The sequence below is a fragment of the Luteococcus sediminum genome (assembly GCF_054783495.1).
In genome coordinates this window covers 24,832-43,205 of record NZ_BAAGQL010000020.1, presented here as the reverse complement: position 1 = coordinate 43,205, position 18,374 = coordinate 24,832, and the positions used below count along the sequence as shown (strand labels likewise).

Sequence of the window (18,374 nt, the reverse complement as noted above, 5' to 3'; positions counted from 1 at the left end):
GTAGTGGCAAAGGTCCGCGTCTACGAGCTCGCTAAGGAGCTCGGACTCGAAAGCAAAGACGTCCTCAAGACGCTGAAGGACATGGGCGAATTCGTCCGGTCCGCGTCGTCAACCATCGAAGCGCCAGTCGTGCGTCGCCTCCGCGACCAGATCCAGGGCAGCAAGCCCCAGGGCAATGGCGCTCCCAGTACTTCCGGCCAGGGCCCCGTGGCAACCCCCGGGCCCCGTCCCGGTGCTGCACCCAAGCCCGGTCAGATGGGCCGCCCCGGTGCTGGCCGTCCCGGCCCGGCCGCGACCCAGAAGCCTGCCCAGCCGCAGGCGAGCGCCCCGGCCGCTGCCGAGCCGGTCGCCGAGCAGCCCAAGGCCAGCGCGTCGCAGGCCGAGGCCGCCCCGGCGCCAGAGCAGCCTGCTGCCGCGCAGCCGGCCGCCCCGAAGACCCCTTCGGCGCGACCCGGTGAGCGTGCCCGTCCGGGCAGTGCCCCCAATGCGCCCACGCCGGCCCAGCCGCAGGCCCGGGCACCGCGCCCCGAGCAGCAGCGTCCTGAGCAGCAGCGTCCCGCCGCCCCCCGTCCCGGTGCCCAGGCTCCGCGTCCGGGTGGCTCGGCAGGCCTGCCCACCAGTGCCACCCCCGGTCCGCGTCGCCCCGCCCAGGGTGCGGCTCCGCGTCCCGGTGGCGCCCCGCGTCCGGGTGGTGCCCCGCGTCCCGGTGCGCCCCGCCCGGGTGGTGCCCCGCGTCCTGGCAACAATCCCTTCGCCTCCTCCCAGGGCATGGGCGCTCGTCGCCCCCGTCCCGAGGGCCAGGGTGGCGGCGCCCCCCGTCCCGGCGCACCGGCGGGTGCCCGTCCGGGCGCGCGTCCCGGTGGTGCCGGCGGCGGCGAGAACCGCATGCCCCGTCCCGGTGGTTCCGGTGGCGTCTCGGGCATGCCCCGCCCCAATCCCGCGATGATGCCCAAGGTGCAGAATGCCGCCGTCGGTGCTCCTGCCCGTGGTGGTCGTCCCGGCGGCGGCCCCGGCCGCGGCCGCCCCGGTGGTGGCGGCGGTGGCGGCGGTGGCCGTCCCGGCTTCGGTGGCACCGGTCCGGTCGGTGGCGGTCGCGGCGGACGCGGCGGTCGCGGTGGCTCGGGCACCCAGGGTGCCTTCGGTCGCGGTGGCCAGTCCCGTCGCGGGCGCAAGAGCAAGAAGCAGCGCAGGCAAGAGTTCAACGAGATGGAGGCGCCGTCGATCGGTGGCGTGCGCATCCGTCAGGGCAATGGCGAGACCGTGCGCCTACGTCGCGGTGCCTCGCTGACCGACCTCGCCGAGAAGATCAATGTCGAGCCGGCGCAGCTGGTGCAGGTGCTGTTCAACCTCGGTGAGATGGTCACCGCCACCCAGTCGGTGGCCGACGACACCCTCGAGGTGCTGGGTGCCGAGCTGAACTACAAGCTCGAGGTCGTCTCGCCCGAGGACGAGGACCGCGAGCTGCTGGAGAGCTTCGACCTGGAGTTCGGCGAGGACCTCGGCGACGACGAGGACCTGGCTCCCCGTCCGCCGGCCGTCACCGTCATGGGTCACGTCGACCATGGCAAGACCAAGCTGCTGGATGCGCTGCGCCATGCCAATGTGCAGGGCGGCGAGGCTGGCGGCATCACCCAGGCCATCGGTGCCTACCAGGTGGAGACCACGGTCGACGACGAGGATCGCAAGATCACCTTCATCGACACCCCGGGTCACGAGGCCTTCACGGCCATGCGTGCCCGTGGTGCCAAGGCCACCGACATCGCAGTGCTCGTCGTGGCTGCCGATGACGGCGTCATGCCCCAGACGATCGAGGCGCTCAACCACGCCCAGGCGGCCGAGCTGCCGATCGTGGTCGCGGTCAACAAGGTCGACAAGGAGGGCGTGGACCCGAGCAAGGTGCGCGGACAGCTCACCGAGTACGGCTTGGTGCCCGAGGAGTACGGCGGCGACACCATGTTCGTCGACGTCTCCGCCGTGCAGCGCACCGGTCTGGACGAGCTGCTCGAGGCCATCGTGCTCACCGCCGATGCCGCCCTCGACCTGCGCGCCAATCCCGACATGCCCGCCCAGGGCGTGGCGATCGAGGCGCACCTCGACCAGGGCCGTGGCCCGGTCGCGACCGTCCTGATCCAGCGCGGAACCCTGAAGAAGGGTGACTCGATCGTGGCCGGTTCGGCCCACGGCCGCGTCCGTGCCATGATCAACGACAAGGGCGAGACCGTCACCGAGGCGCCCCCGTCGATGCCCGTCCAGGTGCTCGGACTCACCTCCGTGCCTGGCGCCGGTGACAATTTCCTGGTCGTCGACGACGACCGGATGGCTCGCCAGATCGCTGACAAGCGCGAGGCGCGCATGCGTGCCGCAGCGCAGGCCAAGGGCTCGCGCCGCAAGACCCTCGACCAGCTCTTCGAGCAGCTGGAGAAGGGCGAGACGCAGGAGCTGCTGCTCATCCTCAAGGGCGACGGCGCTGGTTCCGTCGAGGCCCTGGAGGACGCGCTGTCCCAGATCGACGTGGGCGACGAGGTCGACCTGCGCGTCATCGACCGCGGTGTCGGTGCGATCACCGAGACCAATGTCTCGCTGGCCGCCGCCTCCAAGGCAGTCATCATCGGCTTCAACGTGCGGCCCACGCCGCACGCCGCCAAGATGGCTGACGCGGAGGGCGTGGATGTCCGGTACTACTCGGTCATCTACGACGCGATCGACGAGATCGAGGCCGCGCTCAAGGGCATGCTCAAGCCGATCTACGAGGAGAAGGCGATGGGTACCGCGGAAATCCGCGAGATCTTCCGCAGCTCCAAGTTCGGCAACATCGCAGGCTGCATGGTGCTCGACGGCACCATCAAGCGCAATGCGAAGGCTCGCCTGGTCCGCGACGGTGTCGTGGTCCGCGAGACGAGCATCGCCTCGCTGCGACGTGAGAAGGATGACGCCTCCGAGGTGCGCGAGGGCTTCGAGTGTGGTCTGACGGTTGCGAACTACAACGACATCCAGATCGGTGACCACATCGAGACCTACGAGATGGTCGAGAAGCCGCGTGACTGATCGTTGATGCAAGGAGGGCGACCTCCTTGCACCCCACTGGGTCCGCGCAGCTGCGATCCTCGTCGGTTCGCAGCTGCGCCCACCAGCCGAACCAGTACCGTGGGCGGTGACCTCCTGGTCACCGCCCACGGTGCTGTCCTGACACCACCACTGACGAAAGGGGCCTCCCATGCCCAATCCCCGCGTCGCCAAGCTGGCCGACCAGATCAAAGTGATCACCGCCGAGATGCTCGAACGCCGCATCAAGGATCCCCGGCTGGGCTTCGTCACCATCACCGACGTGCGCCTGACGGGCGACTCCCGCGAGGCCACGATCTTCTACACCGTGTTCAGCGAGGAGGAGACCGGAGGCAGCGCGGCCGCGCTCGAGTCGGCCAAGGGGCTGATCCGCTCCACCATCGGCAAGAAGCTCGGACTGCGCTTCGCCCCGTCGATCGCCTTCATTCCCGATGCCACCCCCGAGGCGGCCCGGGCCATCGAGGACCTGCTCGCCCAGGCCCAGGCCTCGGATGCCGAGGTCGCCCGCCAGCGCGAGGGCAAGGCCTTCGCCGGCGAGGCCGACCCCTACAAGCACGACGAGGACGACGAGGCCTGAGACACGGCCCTGCCACCGCACCACGCACGAGGCCCCCGACACCGATGGTGTCGGGGGCCTCGTGCGTCCAGGGTCAGGGCTCAGTGGGCGATCGCGCCGCCCGCGCCGATACCGGTCATCGAGCAGACCTCCATCTCGGCCTGCAGCGTGGTGTCCGCCTTCTCCTTGGCGGTCAGGGTGCCGAGGATGCCCGCCACGAAGGCCAGCGGCAGGCTGATGATGGTCGGATTGGTCAGCTCGGTGAGGGCGAAGTCAGCCCCGGGGAAGAAGGCCTTCGGGCTGCCGGAGATCGAGGTGGAGAAGATGATCAGCAGCACCGCAGAGCCCAGGCCGGCATAGATGGACCAGACCGCACCGCGGGTGTTGAAGCGGCGCCAGTACATCGTCATCAAGATGGCGGGCAGGTTGGCCGAGGCGGCCACACCGAAGGCCAGGGAGATCAGGAAGGCGATGTTCTGGCCGTTGGCGAAGATGCCGCCGACCACGGCGAGGATGCCGATGGTCACCGAGGTGATGCGGGCCACCTTCACCTCGTCGGCCGGGTCGACCTCTCCGTCGTGCAGCACGTTGTTGTAGATGTCGTGGGCGAAGGAGGCGCTCGCGGTGATCGTCAGGCCGGCGACGACGGCGAGGATGGTGGCGAAGGCCACGCCCGAGATGATCGCCATGAAGACCGAGCCGCCCAGGTGGTGGGCCAGCAGGGGAGCGGCGGCATTCGGACCGCCCGGGGCGGCGGCGATGGCCTCGGCACCCACCAGGGCGGCGGCGCCGTAGCCGAGCACGAGCGTGAAGATGAAGAAGATGCCGACCAGGCCGATGGTCCACACGGCCGACTTGCGCGCGTCCTGGGCGGTGGGGACGGTGTAGAAGCGCATCAGCACGTGTGGCAGGCCCGAGGGGCCGGCGACCAGCGCCAGGGCGAGCGAGACGAAGGAGAGCTTGGTCCAGAAGTTCGCGCCGTACTGGAGCATCGGCTGCATGATCAGCTCACCCTTGGGATGGGTGGCGACGGCGCTGCCGAAGAGCGTCGACAGGTTGAAGCCCTGCAGGGCCATCACCCAGGCGAACATGATCCCTGCACCGCTGACCAGCAGCACGGCCTTGATCATCTGCACCCAGGTGGTGCCCTTCATGCCGCCGATGAGCACGTAGACGATCATGATGGCACCCACCAGGGCGATCACGAGGCTCTGCCCATTCTTGGAGCTGATGCCCAGCAGCAGGGCCACCAGGCCCCCGGCGCCGGCCATCTGGGCCAGCAGGTAGACGAAACTGATGGTCAGGGTGGAGGCAGCAGCCGCGGTGCGCACCGGCTTCTGGTTCATCCGGAAGCTCATCACGTCGGCCATCGTGTACTTGCCGGTGTTGCGCAGGGGCTCGGCCACCAGCAGCAGGGCGATGATCCAGGCAACGAAGAAGCCCACGGAGTAGAGGAAGCCGTCGAAGCCGTTGACGGCGATCGCGCCGGTGACGCCCAGGAAGGCGGCCGCCGACAGGTAGTCACCGGTGATGGCCAGGCCGTTCTGCCGGCCGGAGAAGGCGCCGCCGCCGGTGTAGAAGTCGGTCGACTTCTTGGCGGAGTCGCGGGTCACCTTGATCACCACGGCCATGGTGCCGATCACGAACAGGGCGAAGATCGAGATGTTCAGGATCGGGTTGCCGACGGTCTCGAGCAGGGGAAGAGTGCGGTTCATCGGACGGCCTCCGTCTCCAGGCGGGTGCGCAGGCGGGCGGCGCGCGGGTCGAGGTTCTTGTTGGCGTGACGGACGTAGAGGAAGGTCACCAGGTAGGTGGTGGCGAAGTTGAGCAGCCCGAACAGGATGCCGATCGTCACGAAGCCGGCCACCTTGCGGGCCATGAACTCGGGGGCATAGGTGGCGGCGAGCACGAAGACGAAGTAGACCCCGACGAAGGTGGCCACCATGGGGAAGGCAAAGCTGGTGAAGGACTTGCGCAGCTCACGGTACTCCGCGGAGTCCTGGGCGGCCACGAAGTCGATCCCGTCGATGCTGGGTTCGGGGCCGACCTGGCTGAGCTCGGGCAGCGGCCAGTGGTCCTCGGGGAGGTGGGCCTCCACCTCGTCATGGGTATGGGGGTGCGTCATGGCAGCTCCTGTGTGGGCACGCTCGCATCGCTTCGTGGCGATGGATGCGTGGGTGCAACGGTGTCTCGGGCCCCGGGCACGGGGTCGTGAGCAAGGGCACTCATCGAGCCAGGGGTCCGACGGCCGTGCCGCGCGCTCGATGCGATGAGACTGGCATGTTGTGAAGCAGTGCACAAGCAATTGGGTGGAATTTCTCACCAGCGGGCGGGAAGGGTGCCGAATCGTGGCACGCTGCGGTGGCAACGGTCGGTCACAATGGGGGCATGACCTTCGCCGATTCAGGACTGCTCGTCTGCGACAAGCCCCAGGGCTGGACCTCCCACCAGGTGGTGGGGCGGGTCCGCCGGCTGATGGGCACCCGCAAGGTGGGCCACGCCGGAACCCTCGACCCGATGGCCACCGGCGTGCTGCTGGTGGGGGTGAACCGCGCCACCCGCCTGCTGGGACACCTGGCCCTGCACGACAAGCGCTATGAGGCGACGATCCGGCTGGGGCAGGCGACCACCACCGACGACGCCGAGGGCGAGCTGACCACCACGGCCGATGCCTCGGGGCTGGACCGGGCTGCCGTGGAGGCCCAGCTCGACGCCTTCCGCGGCGAGATCCAGCAGGTGCCCAGCTCGGTGAGCGCCATCAAGGTCAACGGCCAGCGGGCCTACAAGCTGGTGCGTGACGGCCAGCAGGTAGAGCTCACGGCGCGCACGGTGACGGTGAGCCACTACGAGGTCCTCGACGTGCGTCCCGGTGACGGGGTGCTGGACGTGGACGTCGAGGTGGAGTGCAGCTCCGGCACCTACATCCGGGCCCTGGCCCGTGACCTCGGCGAGGTGCTGGGGGTGGGCGGCCACCTCACCGCCCTGCGCCGCACCCGGATCGGCAGCTACAACCTGGTGGACCTGCCGGTGGCGGACCTGGAGTCCGACGAACGGCCCGAACTGCTGTCGATGGCCGAGGCGGCCCGGCTGAGCTTCCCCGTCGTCACCCTCGACGAGGAGCAGGCACGCCATGTCTCCTTCGGTCGCTCACTGCACGGCCTGGCCGTCCCGTCGAACCCCACCGGCGTGCTCTCGCCCGACGGGGAGCTGTTGGCCCTCTACCGGCCGGACGCCGAGGACCCCGGGACGGCCCGCCCGGTGGCAGTCGTCTCCTGAGTCCCGTTCAGGGCAGGCCGGCCAGCCGGACCAGTGCGGCGGCGGCCGCACCCAGCACGACCACGCCCAGGAAGGGCACCCGGCGCCACAGGGCCAGTGCGGCGACGGCCAGGGCCACGAGCCGGGCGTCCAGCACGAGTTCCTGCCCGGCAGCAACGGCATTGAGCGCCACCAGCGAGCCCAGCAGGCCGACCGTCATGGCCGACATGGTGGCCAGTACCGAAGGGGAGTCCAGCCAGCGACGGGGCAGCAGGTAGCCGACCAGCTTGGTCAGGAAGGCCACCAGGCTGGCGGCGAGCACCCAGGACCACAGGCTCATCGGGCCCTCCCGCGGCGGCCGAGCAGCCGCGCCATGGCCGCAGCCACCGCGGCCGCCACCAGCAGCGGCAGGCCCTGGGGCAGCACGGGAACCAGCAACAGGGTGACGAAGGCCGAGGCGACCGCCACGGCCACCGCCTGGCGGTCCTTCAACCGCGGCCACAGCAGGCCCAGGAAGGCAGCCACCGCGGCACCGTCGAGGCCCCACTGGCGCGGATCGCCCATGCTGTTGCCGGCCACGGCACCCACCAGCGTGAACAGGTTCCACAGGGTGAACACGCCCAGCCCGGCGGTCCAGAAGCCCAGCGACTGCTCCCGCGGGGACTCCTGGGCCGCCGCCGTGGCGACGGACTCGTCGATGGTGACGTGCGCCTGGAGCAGGCGTCGCCAGCCGGTGGGGGCGAAGGTGGCATTCATCTGCGCGCCGTAGACCATGTTGCGCAGGCCCAGCAGGCTGGCCGAGACCAGGGCAGCCGCGCCGCCACCACCCAGCGCCCCGACGAAGGCGAACTGGGAGCCGCCGGTGAACATCAGCAGGCTGAGTGCCTGCGCCTGCAGCACGCTCAGGCCCGCCGCGGTGGCCAGGGCGCCGAAACTGATCCCGTACAGCCCCGTGGCAACGGAGATGGACAGTCCGGTGCGGACGGCGGGCGAGGACATGATGGATCGAGCCTGCCACGCCCGTCGCGTCGACATGACCTGCGTCCATGGGGCGAACTAGACTCCGTCGCGCAGTCTGCACGCGGTGTGCGGCTGGTCGGGGATGAGGTGGCGACGTGGGTTCGAACGTGGTGGCGATCGGCAATTTCGACGGGGTGCACTCCGGGCACGTCGAGGTGCTGCGTCACGCCCACTCCTTGGCGCCCGACGAGCCCTTGGTCGTGGTGACCTTCTGGCCGCACCCGATGCAGGTGCTGCGCCCCGAGGGTGCCCCGCGGCTGCTGACCGACCTTCCCACGCGCCTGGCGCTGCTCAAGCGCGCCGGGGCCAGCGAGGTGCGGGTGGTGCAGTTCACCCGCGACGTGTCCACCTGGAGCCCGGAGGAGTTCGTCCAGCGGATCCTGCTGCCGCTGGACCCCTCCCACGTGGTGGTGGGCACCAACTTCCGCTTCGGCTACCGCGCTGGCGGCACCGTCGACACCTTGCGCGAGCTGGGATCCGGTCGCTTCCAGGTGGAGGCGATGGACCTGCTGGGCGTCGAGGGCCAGACCACCTGTTCCACCGCCGTGCGCGAGGCATTGTCCATCGGCGACGTCGAGCTGGCCGCCACCCACCTGGGCCGCCCCTTCCGCGTGCAGGGCGTTGTGGTGGTGGGCGACCAGCGCGGACGCGAGCTCGGCTTCCCGACGGCCAACCTGCCGGTGGCCCCGGACATGGCCACACCCCTCGACGGCGTCTACGCCGGCTGGCTGACCTGTCTGGGGGACCCGGACGCGCAGCCGATGCCGGCCGCGATCTCGGTGGGCAGCAATCCGACCTTCCAGGGCCTCGAGCGGCGCGTCGAGACCTATGTGCTGGACCGCACGGACCTGGAGCTGTACGGCACCGAGATCGCCGTCGACTTCGTCGCCCGGCTGCGCGGGCAGATCACCTTCACCGGTATCGAGGCCCTGGTCGAGCAGATGGCCCAGGACGTCGAGCGGACCCGCGAACTGCTGGGCGCCAGGCCCTGACCTGCGCCGGTCCCGCTCGTCGCGCGCAGGCGGTCACAGGACCAGGAAGGCCAGCCAGGTGCTCACCGGCGCGATGACGATCATGCTGAAGGCCCAGGTCTTCAGCCACTTGATGGTCCGGTCGTAGAGGTATTGCCCGGTATTGGCCAGCATGAGCGCACCGGCCGTGGAGAAGGGGCTCGAGTCCACGGTGGAGGCCGACAGGCACAGTGCGATGACGAAGCCGAGCAGCTCCACCCGCCCGGTGAGCAGCAGCGGTGCGGCGAGCGGCACCAGCACCACGAACATGGCATTGGTCAAGGCGAAGGCCGAGGTGAGGGCCGCCACGACCAGCATCAGCAGGGCCGCCAGCAGGGGTGTGCCGATGTGGGCGACGTTGTTGGCCACCAGGGTGACGATCCCGGCGGTCTCCACCATGTTGATGAAGGTGACGATGCCGGCAATCAGCAGCACGACGCCCCAGCCGATCTCCTTGGTGCCCTCCTTGCCGGCGGCGGGGTCGATCACGGTGAGCACCAGGGCGATGCAGAAGGCCGTGTAGCCCACGTCGAGGTGGAAGAAGACGGCCCCGACGACCATGGCCGCGAACAGCGCCATGGTCAGCAGCTGCTGCCAGGTCCAGCGCTGGCCGTCCACGGAGGAGTTGCCCTCCAGACCCTCCCCGGTGGTGCGCGTCGGGGTGAGGCCCAAGCGGTCTCCATTGCGTCCCGAGTAGAGCAGGCAGGCGCCGATGTTGAGCAGCACGTTCACCACGAAGGTCCACCAGAAGACCGGCATCGGCTGGACGTGGATGCCGTTGTCCACCAGCACGTTGTCGACGATCACCCAGTGGATGGCGATGGGGGAGAATCCTCCGGCATTGGTGCCGTTGAGGATCGACAGGCCCATCACCAGTGGGCTGACCTTGTGGGAGCGGGCGAAGGACAACGCCAGTGGGATCAGGATGGAATAGGTGGCCAGCGAGAGCGCGCCCGAAGCGGTGATGGCGGCGGCCAGCATGAAGAAGACCCAGGGGATCAGTGACACCTTGCCTTGCATCAGCCTGACCAGCGAGCGCACGATCTGCTGGATCGTGCCATTGGTGTGCGCCACGCCGAACATGTAGGTGACGCCGATCAGCGTGGTGACAAGCGCCCCCGGGAAGCCCTTGCTGATCTCGGCGGCGGGACGTCGAAGTGGAGGGTGCCGGAGATGAAGGCGACCGGGAAGGCGACCACGCCCATGCTGATGTCGCGCCACATCGAGATGCCGAAGATGAACACCAGCAGTGTGATTGCCAGCAACTGTCCGTGCGCCAAGGCCGGCGGCGGGAAGGCAACCAGGGACCCGGCCGCTGCCAGCAGCGGGAGGCCGGCCAGGGCGAGACCGCGGCGTCGGCGGGGACGGCCCGGGTCGGGGTGGTCGATGGCATCCGGCACCGCGGTCTCGGTCTCGACGAGGGCGGTGGTGACCGGGTCGGGCTGGGAGGACTGGTCGGGGTGGGGGCCGGTGATGGAGCTGATGTCGTCGGGGACGATGACCACGTGCGGGTCAGGGTGCGGATGCTGGCTGGTGCTGTGGGCGGGTTCATCGTGGGCGGTGGGCATGCCATCGTCCTCCTCTGCCCGTGACTGGGCGGACGCCGCCGGGTCACCTGTCGTGAGCCGTCTCGTGTCCGCCGGTGTACTCACCGTTGAGCAGGGGCGTCGAGGGGTGGACCCTCAGGCGTCATGAGGAAATCTTGCCCGCCATGGTACATCCGTGGAGGTCCAGTTCCACGGCGAATGAACGAACTGGTGGCGTGTGAAATCCCACCCAGCAGCATCGGCGCCCGGACGTGCGACGGCTGCCGTCCGATGGTGACCATCGAACGGCAGCCGTGGCGCAGGAGCCGGGTTGTGCCCGACGGGGCCTGGGATCAGGCGGTGCCCATCAGGGCCAGCAGCACGCCGCCGGCGACGGTGGAGGCCACCTGGCCTGCCGCATTGGCTCCCATCGCGTGCATCAGGATGAAGTTCTCGAAGTCGGCCCGCGAGGCCTCCTTCTGCACCACGCGTGCCGCCATCGGGAAGGCCGAGATCCCGGCAGCACCGATCAGCGGGTTGAACTTCCCGCCGGACAACACGTTCAGCAGCTTGCCGAAGAGCACGCCGGCCGCGGTGTCCAGGCAGAAGGCCAGCAGGCCCAGCACCAGGATCATCAGGGTGGAGATCTTCAGGAAGGACGAGCCCACCATCGTGGAGCCGATGGCCAGACCCAGGAAGAGGGTCACGGCATTGGCGATCTCGTTCGACGAGGCCCCCACCAGGCGTTCGACGACGCCCGACTCGAGCATCAGGTTGCCGAACATCAACATGCCGATCAGCGGCGTGGCGAAGGGAACCAGGACACCGACCACGACCGTCACCACGATCGGGAAGAGCACGCGGGTGCGCTTGCTGATCACGCGCTGCGAGTAGGGCATCCGGATGGCGCGTTCCTTCTCGGTGGTCAACGCCCGCATGATCGGCGGCATGATGATCGGGACCAGCGACATGTACGAATAGGCCGCCACCGTGATCGGGGCCAACAGCTGCGGCGCCAACTGACGGCTCACATAGATCGAGGTGGGGCCGTCGATGGCGCCGATGATGCCGATGCTGGCGGCCTCGTTGCGGCTGAAGCCGAGCAGTGCCGCGAGGATCAGCGTCAGGAAGATGCCGAACTGGCCGGCAGCACCCAGCAGCACCATCTTCGGGTTCTCCAGCAGGGGCCCGAAGTCGGTGATGGCGCCGATGCCGATGAAGATCAGCAGCGGGAAGAGCTCGTTGTCGACGCCGGCGTGGCGCAGGACCGTCAGCATGCCCTCGTCGCCCACCAGTGGGGACAGCGGCAGGTTGGTCAGCAGGCAGCCTGCGCCGATCGGCAACAGCAGCAGCGGCTCGTACTCCTTGACCACCGCCAGGCCGATCAGCAGGCAGCCGACGAGCATCATCACCACCGACTGCCAGGTGACATTGGTGATGCCGCGCATCAGCAGGTCGATGGTCGACTCCAGTGGCAGCAGCGCCAGGGTGGCTGCGGCGCCGGTCATGGTTCGAACACCACCAGGACGTCCCCGAAGGCCACCTGGGCGCCGGCCTCGACCGGTACGGAGGCCACGGTCCCGTCACGCTGCGCGCACAGTTCGTTCTTCATCTTCATGGCCTCGAGCACCAGCAGGGGATCGCCCCGCTTGACGCTCTGGCCGGGCTTGGCGGAAACCGAGAGCACGACGCCGGGCATCGGGGCCGTCATGTTGCCCGCGCCTCCTCCACCCACGGGTGCCGATGCCTGGACGGCAGCGCTCGGGGCCGGGGCCGGTGCGGGTGTGTGCTGGGTCACCCGCGGTGCGGTGGAGGGGCTGGCGGGTAGGATGGTGTGCCCGTGCGCAACCTCCACCTTCGGGGTGATCATGGCCTCCGCCAGGTCCTGGTGGTCGCGCAGCTTGACGTCGATGGTGCGCCCGGCGATCTGCACGCGGAAGCTGTTGGAGGTGACCTCCTCGACGTCCACCTCGTGGTCTTCGTCATTGATCGACATGGTGTAGCGACGCATGGCCTACCTCCTTCTCCAGGACTGGTTCTGGCTGCCGCGGCCAACCGACACCCACCGGCTGGTGTGGATCTGGCTGCCGGGGGCATGGGTTCGTGTCTCGGGGGCCGCCTGTTCGACGGTGAGGTCGTCGGTGAGGAAGTCGACGACCGGGACGGCCTCGGCCGTCGTGTCAGTGGTGGCGGTGGAATCGGGGGGCGAGCGGCGGCGGGTCGTCGCCGGCCGGCAGGGGCTGGGCGGGTGCCGGCTCCTTGTCGAGCCGCCCCATCAGGAAGAGCACGCCCATCAGCAGCACCAGCAGGCCGAAGACCACGCCCATGCCCACCACGGTCATCTCGAGTCCCCAGGCAAGGTTCTCCATGTCAGTCACCTACACCGGGAAGAGGCCGTGCTTCTTGGGGACATTGCTCTGCACCTTGGTGCGCAAGACCTCCAGGGCACGGATCAGGCGGGGGCGGGTCTCGGCGGGTTCGATGACCTCGTCGATCTGGCCGACATCCGCGGCGCGGTAGGGATTGAAGAACTTCTCGCGGTACTCCTCGACGAAGTGCTGTTCCACGGCGGCGGGGTCCTCGGCGTGCTGGATCTCGCGACGGTTCAGCAGCCGGGCCGCCCCCTCGGCACCCATCACCGCGATCTGGGCGGTGGGCCAGGCGAAGGCGATGTCATTGCCCATCTGCCGCGAGCTGAGGGCCACATAGGAGCCGCCGATGGCCTTGCGGGTCACCACGCTCATCTTCGGGACGGTGGCCTGGCAGTAGGAGTAGATGACCTTGGCGCCGTGCCGGATCACGCCCGCGTACTCCTGCTGCACGCCGGGCAGGTAGCCGGGGCAGTCGACGAAGGTGATGATCGGGATGTTGAACATGTCGCAGATGCGGATGTGCCGGCTGATCTTGTCCGAGGAGTCGATGTCGAGGCAGCCGCTCATCACGGTCGGCTGGTTGGCGATGATGCCCACCGAGTGCCCGTCGAGCCGCGCGAAGGCGCAGATGGCATTGGCGGCCCACTGCTCGTGCACCTGCATCACCGAACCGGAGTCGAAGATGCTGTCCAGCACCAGCCGCATGTCATAGGCGGTGGTGTCGTCCTCGGGGACGATCGTATTGAGCATCTCGTCCATCCGGTCGGGCCAGTCATAGCCAACGATGGAGGGGGCGTCCTCGGTGTTGTTCTGCGGCAGGTAGCTGAGCAGCCGCTTGACCATCTCGATGGCTGCCTGTTCGTTGGCCGCGCTGAGCTGGGCGACGCCGGAGCGTCCGTTGTGCACGAAGGAGCCGCCGAGGTCCTCGGCACTGACCTGCTCGCCAGTGACGGCCTTGATCACCTCGGGGCCGGTCAGGAACATGTTGGAGGTCGTCTCCACCATCACGGTGAAGTCGGTCAGTGCGGGGGAGTAGACGGCGCCGCCGGCGCAGGGGCCCATGATCAGGCTGATCTGCGGGATCACCCCGGATGCGGCCACATTGCGGTAGAAGACCTCGCCATAGGCGGCCAGGGAGCGCACGCCCTCCTGGACGCGGGCGCCCCCCGAGTCGTTGAGCCCCACCAGGGGGCACGCCTGCCTCTAGCGCGAGGTCCTGGATCCGGCTGATCTTCTGGGCCTGCACCTCGCTGAAGGAGCCCCCCAGGACGGTGAAGTCCTGGGCGAAGACCGCCACCCGCCGGCCGTTGATCTTGCCGAAGCCGGTGATCACGCCGTCGCCGGGGAAGCGCTTGTCCCCCATGCCGAAGTCGGTGGTGTTGTGGGTCGCCAGTGCGCCGAGTTCCTGGAAGGAGGCCTCGTCCAGCAGGAAGGAGAGCCGCTCCCGGGCGGTCATCTTCCCCTTGGCGTGCTGGGCGTCGATCCTGTCTGGACCGCCTCCGGCGAGGGCCTGTTCGCGCATCCGGCGAAGGGCCTCGAGTCGCTGCGTCATTGCCTCGTCTCCTGATTGCCCGGGATTCCTGGTCTGTGGTCCCGGGCCGGCTCCAACGCTAGACCTCCCTGCTGACAGGCGGAAGGGCGGTGTGCGCTGTTGTGGAACAGCTCACACCGCCCTTCCGCAAGTGGCATGCAGGTGCAGGCCGCAGCCTGCCGGATCAGTAGGCGCGCAGCGACTTGCGATAGATCGCGTAGTGGTTGCTGATCTGGTCGGGATCGGCAACCACGTGCTCCTCGGGGTTCTCGATGACCAGGTGGTTCCCGGTGGGGGCATAACCCAGCTGCAGGAACAGCGAGATCGCCTTGGCATTGTCGGGCGAGACCGACAGGTAGACCTTCTCGTGGCCGGCCTCGCGGGCCTGCTCCTCCAGCCAGGTCCACAGGGTGTGGGCGGCACCGGCGCGGCGGTGCTCGGGGTAGATCCACAGGTTCTTGATCTCGGGCTGCAGTTCCTCGTCGACGTAGTCGAGGAAGCCGCTGCCGACGACCTTGCCGTCCAGCTCGACGACGGCGTAGATGCCGGTTCCGTCCTGCATCTCCTGGTAGCGCCTTCCCACCAGGTCGATCTCGGGGCGTGGCTGGTTCGTGCGCAGCCCTTCCAGGTCGCGTTCCTCGGCTCGGCGTGCGGTGATTTCGCTCATGACAGCTCCTCCTGGGGGTGCCACGACCGGTGCGTGGCGGGTTGCGAAGACGGATTCTCCTGTGTCACAGGGTAGTTGGGCCCAGCCCATCCGGCACGGAGCTGCGACCCGGGGGACCGGAATTGGGGCGGGGGAGCACCGGACTGGTACAGTGGCTGACTGCCGTCATGTCGGCCGCGGCCCAGCAAGAGCTCCACAGGCACCAGACGTGCCGGAGTCCAGTACCAGTGGTACCGGGCACCAGGGGCGCCGCGCAACGGGAAACCGAAGGAGGAGCATCGTCATGGACGCTGCCCAGAAGAAGAAGATCGTCGAAGAGTACGCGACCCACCCGGGCGACACCGGCTCCCCCGACGTGCAGATCGCGCTGCTGACCAAGCGCATCTCCCACCTCACCGAGCACCTGAAGCAGCACAAGGGTGACCACCACAGCCGTCGCGGCCTGATGCTGATGGTCGGCCAGCGCCGCCGTCTGCTGAACTACGTCATGAAGAACGATGTCGAGCACTACCGTGCGCTGATTGCCCGTCTGGGCCTGCGCCGCTGATCGCAGACGTCATCGAGGGGGAGTGGCCCGACGGGTCGCTCCCCCTCAGTGCATCCGGCCCCGCGTCCTCGCGTCGGCCCCCTTTCGTCGGGGGCGGTCGCTAGGCTGGGGGCCATGGGCCCACGGGCCCGCAGCAAGAACTGAACACGTACTGCCCCTGCGCAGGCCACCCAGACCACCGAGCCCCGCTCGTCTGGTCCTCGGTAGTGGCCCTCGGGTCGCCCTCCCAAGGAGTGCGTCGCCCCGTGGGCCTCGATCGAAGACCGGCAGCAGGCCGCGTCGACAGCACGAGGCTGTCCCCGGGTGTGGGTGGACCTGCACCAAGAGAAAGGAGTCCCCATGGAGGGACCCGACCTGAAGTTCGCCGAAGCCGTCATCGACAATGGCTCCTTCGGCAAGCACACCGTCCGTTTCGAGGCCGGCGTGCTGGCCCAGCAGGCCGACGGCGCCGCAGCCGTCTACCTGGACGGCGACACCATGCTGCTGAGCGCCACCACCGCGCAGAAGTCGCCGCGTGAGTCCATCGACTTCTTCCCCCTGACCGTCGACGTCGAGGAGCGCATGTACGCCGCGGGACGCATCCCCGGCTCCTTCTTTCGTCGTGAGGGCCGCCCCTCGGAGGGCGCCATCCTGGCCTGTCGCCTGATCGACCGCCCGCTGCGCCCGTCCTTCGTCAAGGGCCTGCGCAACGAGGTCCAGGTCGTCGTCACCGTGATGGCCCTCAACCCGCAGGTCTACTACGACGTCGTGGCCATCAACGCCGCCTCGATGTCCACCCAGATCGCCGGGCTGCCCTTCTCGGGCCCGATCGGCGGTGTGCGCGTCGCCCTGATCGGTGACCAGTGGGTCTGCTTCCCCAGCGTCGACCAGATGGAGCAGGCCACCTTCTCCATGGCCGTGGCCGGCCGGGTCCTGCCCGATGGCGACGTCGCCATCATGATGGTCGAGGCCGGTGGCACCGAGGCCACCTGGGAGCTCGTGCGCGGCGGCGCCACCGCCCCTACCGAGGAGGTCGTCGCCCAGGGCCTGGACGCCGCGAAGCCCTTCATCAAGGCGCTGTGCGATGCCCAGTCCGAGCTGGCCGCCCAGCTGCCCAAGGAGACCTTCGACTTCCCGGTCTTCAAGGAGTACAGCGACGAGGCCTGGGAGGCCGTGCAGTCGATCAAGGACGAGCTGGCCAAGGCGATGACCATCGCCGGCAAGCAGGAGCGCGACGACGCCACCCACGCCCTGCGCCAGCAGGTCACCGAGGCCAATGAGCAGATCGCGCCCACCGATGTCTCGGCCGCCTTCAAGGCCCTGACCAAGAAGATCGTGCGCCACCGCACGCTCACCGAGAAGGTCCGCATCGACGGCCGTGGCGTGCGCGACATCCGCACCCTGTCGGCCGAGGTCGGCGTGATCCCGCGCGTGCACGGCTCGGCCCTGTTCCAGCGTGGCGAGACCCAGATCCTGGGCGTCACCACCCTGAACATGCTCGACATGGAGCAGAAGCTCGACACGCTGAGCCCCGAGCGCACCAAGCGCTACATGCACAACTACAACTTCCCGCCGTACTCGACCGGCGAGACCGGCCGTGTGGGTTCGCCCAAGCGTCGCGAGATCGGCCACGGTGCGCTCGCCGAGCGCGCCCTGGTGCCCGTGATCCCGCCGCGCCAGGAGTTCCCCTACGCGATCCGCCAGGTCTCCGAGGCGCTGGGCTCCAACGGCTCCACCTCGATGGGTTCGGTCTGCGCCTCCACCATGGCGCTGCTCAATGCCGGCGTGCCGCTGAAGGCCCCCGTGGCCGGCATCGCCATGGGCCTGATGAGCGAGGAGGTCGACGGCCAGGTGCAGTACGTCGCCCTCACCGACATCCTGGGTGCCGAGGACGCGCTGGGTGACATGGACTTCAAGGTCACCGGTACCTCCGAGTTCGTCACCGCCCTGCAGCTCGACACCAAGCTCAACGGAATCCCCGCCGACGTGCTGGCCGCCGCGCTGCTGCAGGCCCGCGAGGCCCGTCACACCATCCTCGAGGTGATGGCCGAGGCCATCGACGGCCCCGACGAGATGAACGAGTACGCCCCCCGCATCATCACGGTGAAGATCCCCGTCGACAAGATCGGCGAGGTGATCGGCCCGAAGGGCAAGATGATCAACCAGATGCAGGACGAGACCGGCGCGAACATCTCCATCGAGGACGACGGCACCATCTACATCGGAGCCGACAACGGGACCTCCGCCGAGGCTGCCCGGGCCATGATCAACTCGATCGCCAACCCGACCATGCCGGAGAAGGGCGAGCGTTACCTGGGCACCGTGGTCAAGCTGACCGCCTTCGGCGCCTTCGTCTCGCTGCTGCCCGGCAAGGACGGCCTGCTGCACATCAGCAAGCTGAAGCCGCTGAACAACAACCAGCGCGTCGAGTCCGTCGAGGACGTGCTGAGCGTTGGCCAGAAGCTGCAGGTGGAGATCAATGAGGTCGACGAGCGCGGCAAGCTCTCGCTCGTCCCCGTGGTCGAGGAGACGGCCGCCGAGGCCGAAGAGGCTCCTGCTGCCGAGTGACCTGACAGAAGTACGCCGCCCGCCGGGAATTCCCGGCGGGCGGCGTCTTTGTTCGTCCAGAGCTTTTGCGGCGCTGCTCAGTCAGCGCTGTCGGCGTTGATCTGCCCGAGACTGTTCATGATCTCGGCCCGGGTCTCGGCTGGGAGCTTCTCGCCATCGAAGCGAACCGCCAGGCGGTCCATGGTCTCGCAGTCGCACTGTGCTGCGTAGGAATTGGCCTGGTCGGTCGACTCGAACTTGAGGATGGTGATCCACTGGTTCCTGGCCGCCTGGATGCACT

The 18,374-nt window shown here is 68.7% G+C and carries 16 protein-coding genes and 1 pseudogene; 6 read left to right on the top strand and 11 right to left on the bottom strand.

Annotation, left to right across the window (positions count from 1 at the left end; genetic code table 11):
- The first annotated feature begins 3 nt into the window (after positions 1–3).
- On the top strand, positions 4–3,045 hold the full coding sequence (gene infB / locus ACYVKA_RS11440; protein ID WP_460705528.1) for a translation initiation factor IF-2: 3,042 nt from the start codon (positions 4–6) through the stop codon (positions 3,043–3,045).
- A gap of 169 nt (positions 3,046–3,214) precedes the next feature.
- Positions 3,215–3,640, top strand: a complete 426-nt coding sequence (gene rbfA / locus ACYVKA_RS11435; RefSeq protein ID WP_460705526.1) for a 30S ribosome-binding factor RbfA — start codon at positions 3,215–3,217, stop codon at positions 3,638–3,640.
- An 80-nt stretch (positions 3,641–3,720) separates the two neighbouring features.
- Here rbfA and ACYVKA_RS11430 read toward each other — a convergent pair whose 3' ends face one another.
- Together ACYVKA_RS11430 and ACYVKA_RS11425 are read right to left on the bottom strand one after the other, a co-directional pair.
- Positions 3,721–5,334: a solute symporter family protein gene (locus tag ACYVKA_RS11430; protein ID WP_394276519.1), complete on the bottom strand. Its 1,614-nt coding sequence runs from the start codon at positions 5,332–5,334 to the stop codon at positions 3,721–3,723.
- Entirely contained in the window at positions 5,331–5,744 is a 414-nt protein-coding gene (locus tag ACYVKA_RS11425) for a DUF485 domain-containing protein (protein WP_394276518.1), read from the bottom strand. Before ACYVKA_RS11425 ends, ACYVKA_RS11430 begins: the two co-directional genes overlap by 4 nt.
- 263 nt (positions 5,745–6,007) lie before the next feature.
- Here ACYVKA_RS11425 and truB point away from each other — a divergent pair, with 263 nt between their 5' ends.
- A complete protein-coding gene (gene truB / locus ACYVKA_RS11420) occupies positions 6,008–6,895 on the top strand; it encodes a tRNA pseudouridine(55) synthase TruB (RefSeq protein ID WP_460705524.1) in 888 nt (295 codons plus the stop codon).
- 7 nt (positions 6,896–6,902) lie between these two features.
- Here the strand turns inward: truB and ACYVKA_RS11415 are convergent, their stop codons facing one another.
- Both ACYVKA_RS11415 and ACYVKA_RS11410 read right to left on the bottom strand, forming a co-directional pair.
- Complete coding sequence (locus tag ACYVKA_RS11415) at positions 6,903–7,214, bottom strand: AzlD domain-containing protein (RefSeq protein WP_394276516.1); 312 nt, start codon at positions 7,212–7,214, stop codon at positions 6,903–6,905.
- Entirely contained in the window at positions 7,211–7,873 is a 663-nt protein-coding gene (locus tag ACYVKA_RS11410) for an AzlC family ABC transporter permease (RefSeq protein ID WP_394276515.1), read from the bottom strand. Before ACYVKA_RS11410 ends, ACYVKA_RS11415 begins: the two co-directional genes overlap by 4 nt.
- Before the next feature lie 116 nt (positions 7,874–7,989).
- Here ACYVKA_RS11410 and ACYVKA_RS11405 point away from each other — a divergent pair, with 116 nt between their 5' ends.
- Positions 7,990–8,886, top strand: a complete 897-nt coding sequence (locus ACYVKA_RS11405) for a bifunctional riboflavin kinase/FAD synthetase (RefSeq protein ID WP_394276514.1) — start codon at positions 7,990–7,992, stop codon at positions 8,884–8,886.
- 33 nt (positions 8,887–8,919) lie between these two features.
- Here ACYVKA_RS11405 and ACYVKA_RS11400 read toward each other — a convergent pair whose 3' ends face one another.
- From ACYVKA_RS11400 to ACYVKA_RS11370, 7 genes and pseudogenes are all read right to left on the bottom strand, one after another.
- Entirely contained in the window at positions 8,920–10,002 is a 1,083-nt protein-coding gene (locus ACYVKA_RS11400) for an SLC13 family permease (protein WP_460705556.1), read from the bottom strand.
- Positions 10,002–10,472 carry a hypothetical protein gene (locus tag ACYVKA_RS11395; protein WP_460705522.1) on the bottom strand — a complete coding sequence of 157 codons (471 nt, stop codon included), beginning with the start codon at positions 10,470–10,472 and terminating at the stop codon, positions 10,002–10,004. Before ACYVKA_RS11395 ends, ACYVKA_RS11400 begins: the two co-directional genes overlap by 1 nt.
- Before the next feature lie 311 nt (positions 10,473–10,783).
- On the bottom strand, positions 10,784–11,938 hold the full coding sequence (locus ACYVKA_RS11390) for a sodium ion-translocating decarboxylase subunit beta (RefSeq protein WP_460705520.1): 1,155 nt from the start codon (positions 11,936–11,938) through the stop codon (positions 10,784–10,786).
- Positions 11,935–12,441, bottom strand: a complete 507-nt coding sequence (locus ACYVKA_RS11385) for an acyl-CoA carboxylase biotin carboxyl carrier protein subunit (RefSeq protein ID WP_460705518.1) — start codon at positions 12,439–12,441, stop codon at positions 11,935–11,937. Before ACYVKA_RS11385 ends, ACYVKA_RS11390 begins: the two co-directional genes overlap by 4 nt.
- A gap of 169 nt (positions 12,442–12,610) precedes the next feature.
- A complete protein-coding gene (locus ACYVKA_RS11380) occupies positions 12,611–12,799 on the bottom strand; it encodes an OadG family transporter subunit (protein ID WP_460705516.1) in 189 nt (62 codons plus the stop codon).
- Between the two features lie 9 nt (positions 12,800–12,808).
- Positions 12,809–14,354, bottom strand: a pseudogene (locus ACYVKA_RS11375) (acyl-CoA carboxylase subunit beta).
- Positions 14,355–14,517: 163 nt separating this feature from the next.
- Complete coding sequence (locus ACYVKA_RS11370; RefSeq protein ID WP_460705514.1) at positions 14,518–15,000, bottom strand: GNAT family N-acetyltransferase; 483 nt, start codon at positions 14,998–15,000, stop codon at positions 14,518–14,520.
- Between the two features lie 283 nt (positions 15,001–15,283).
- Here ACYVKA_RS11370 and rpsO point away from each other — a divergent pair, with 283 nt between their 5' ends.
- Both rpsO and ACYVKA_RS11360 read left to right on the top strand, forming a co-directional pair.
- Entirely contained in the window at positions 15,284–15,547 is a 264-nt protein-coding gene (rpsO, locus tag ACYVKA_RS11365) for a 30S ribosomal protein S15 (RefSeq protein ID WP_394276507.1), read from the top strand.
- Positions 15,548–15,886: 339 nt separating this feature from the next.
- Positions 15,887–18,094: a polyribonucleotide nucleotidyltransferase gene (locus ACYVKA_RS11360; RefSeq protein ID WP_460705512.1), complete on the top strand. Its 2,208-nt coding sequence runs from the start codon at positions 15,887–15,889 to the stop codon at positions 18,092–18,094.
- Positions 18,095–18,374 lie beyond the last annotated feature (280 nt).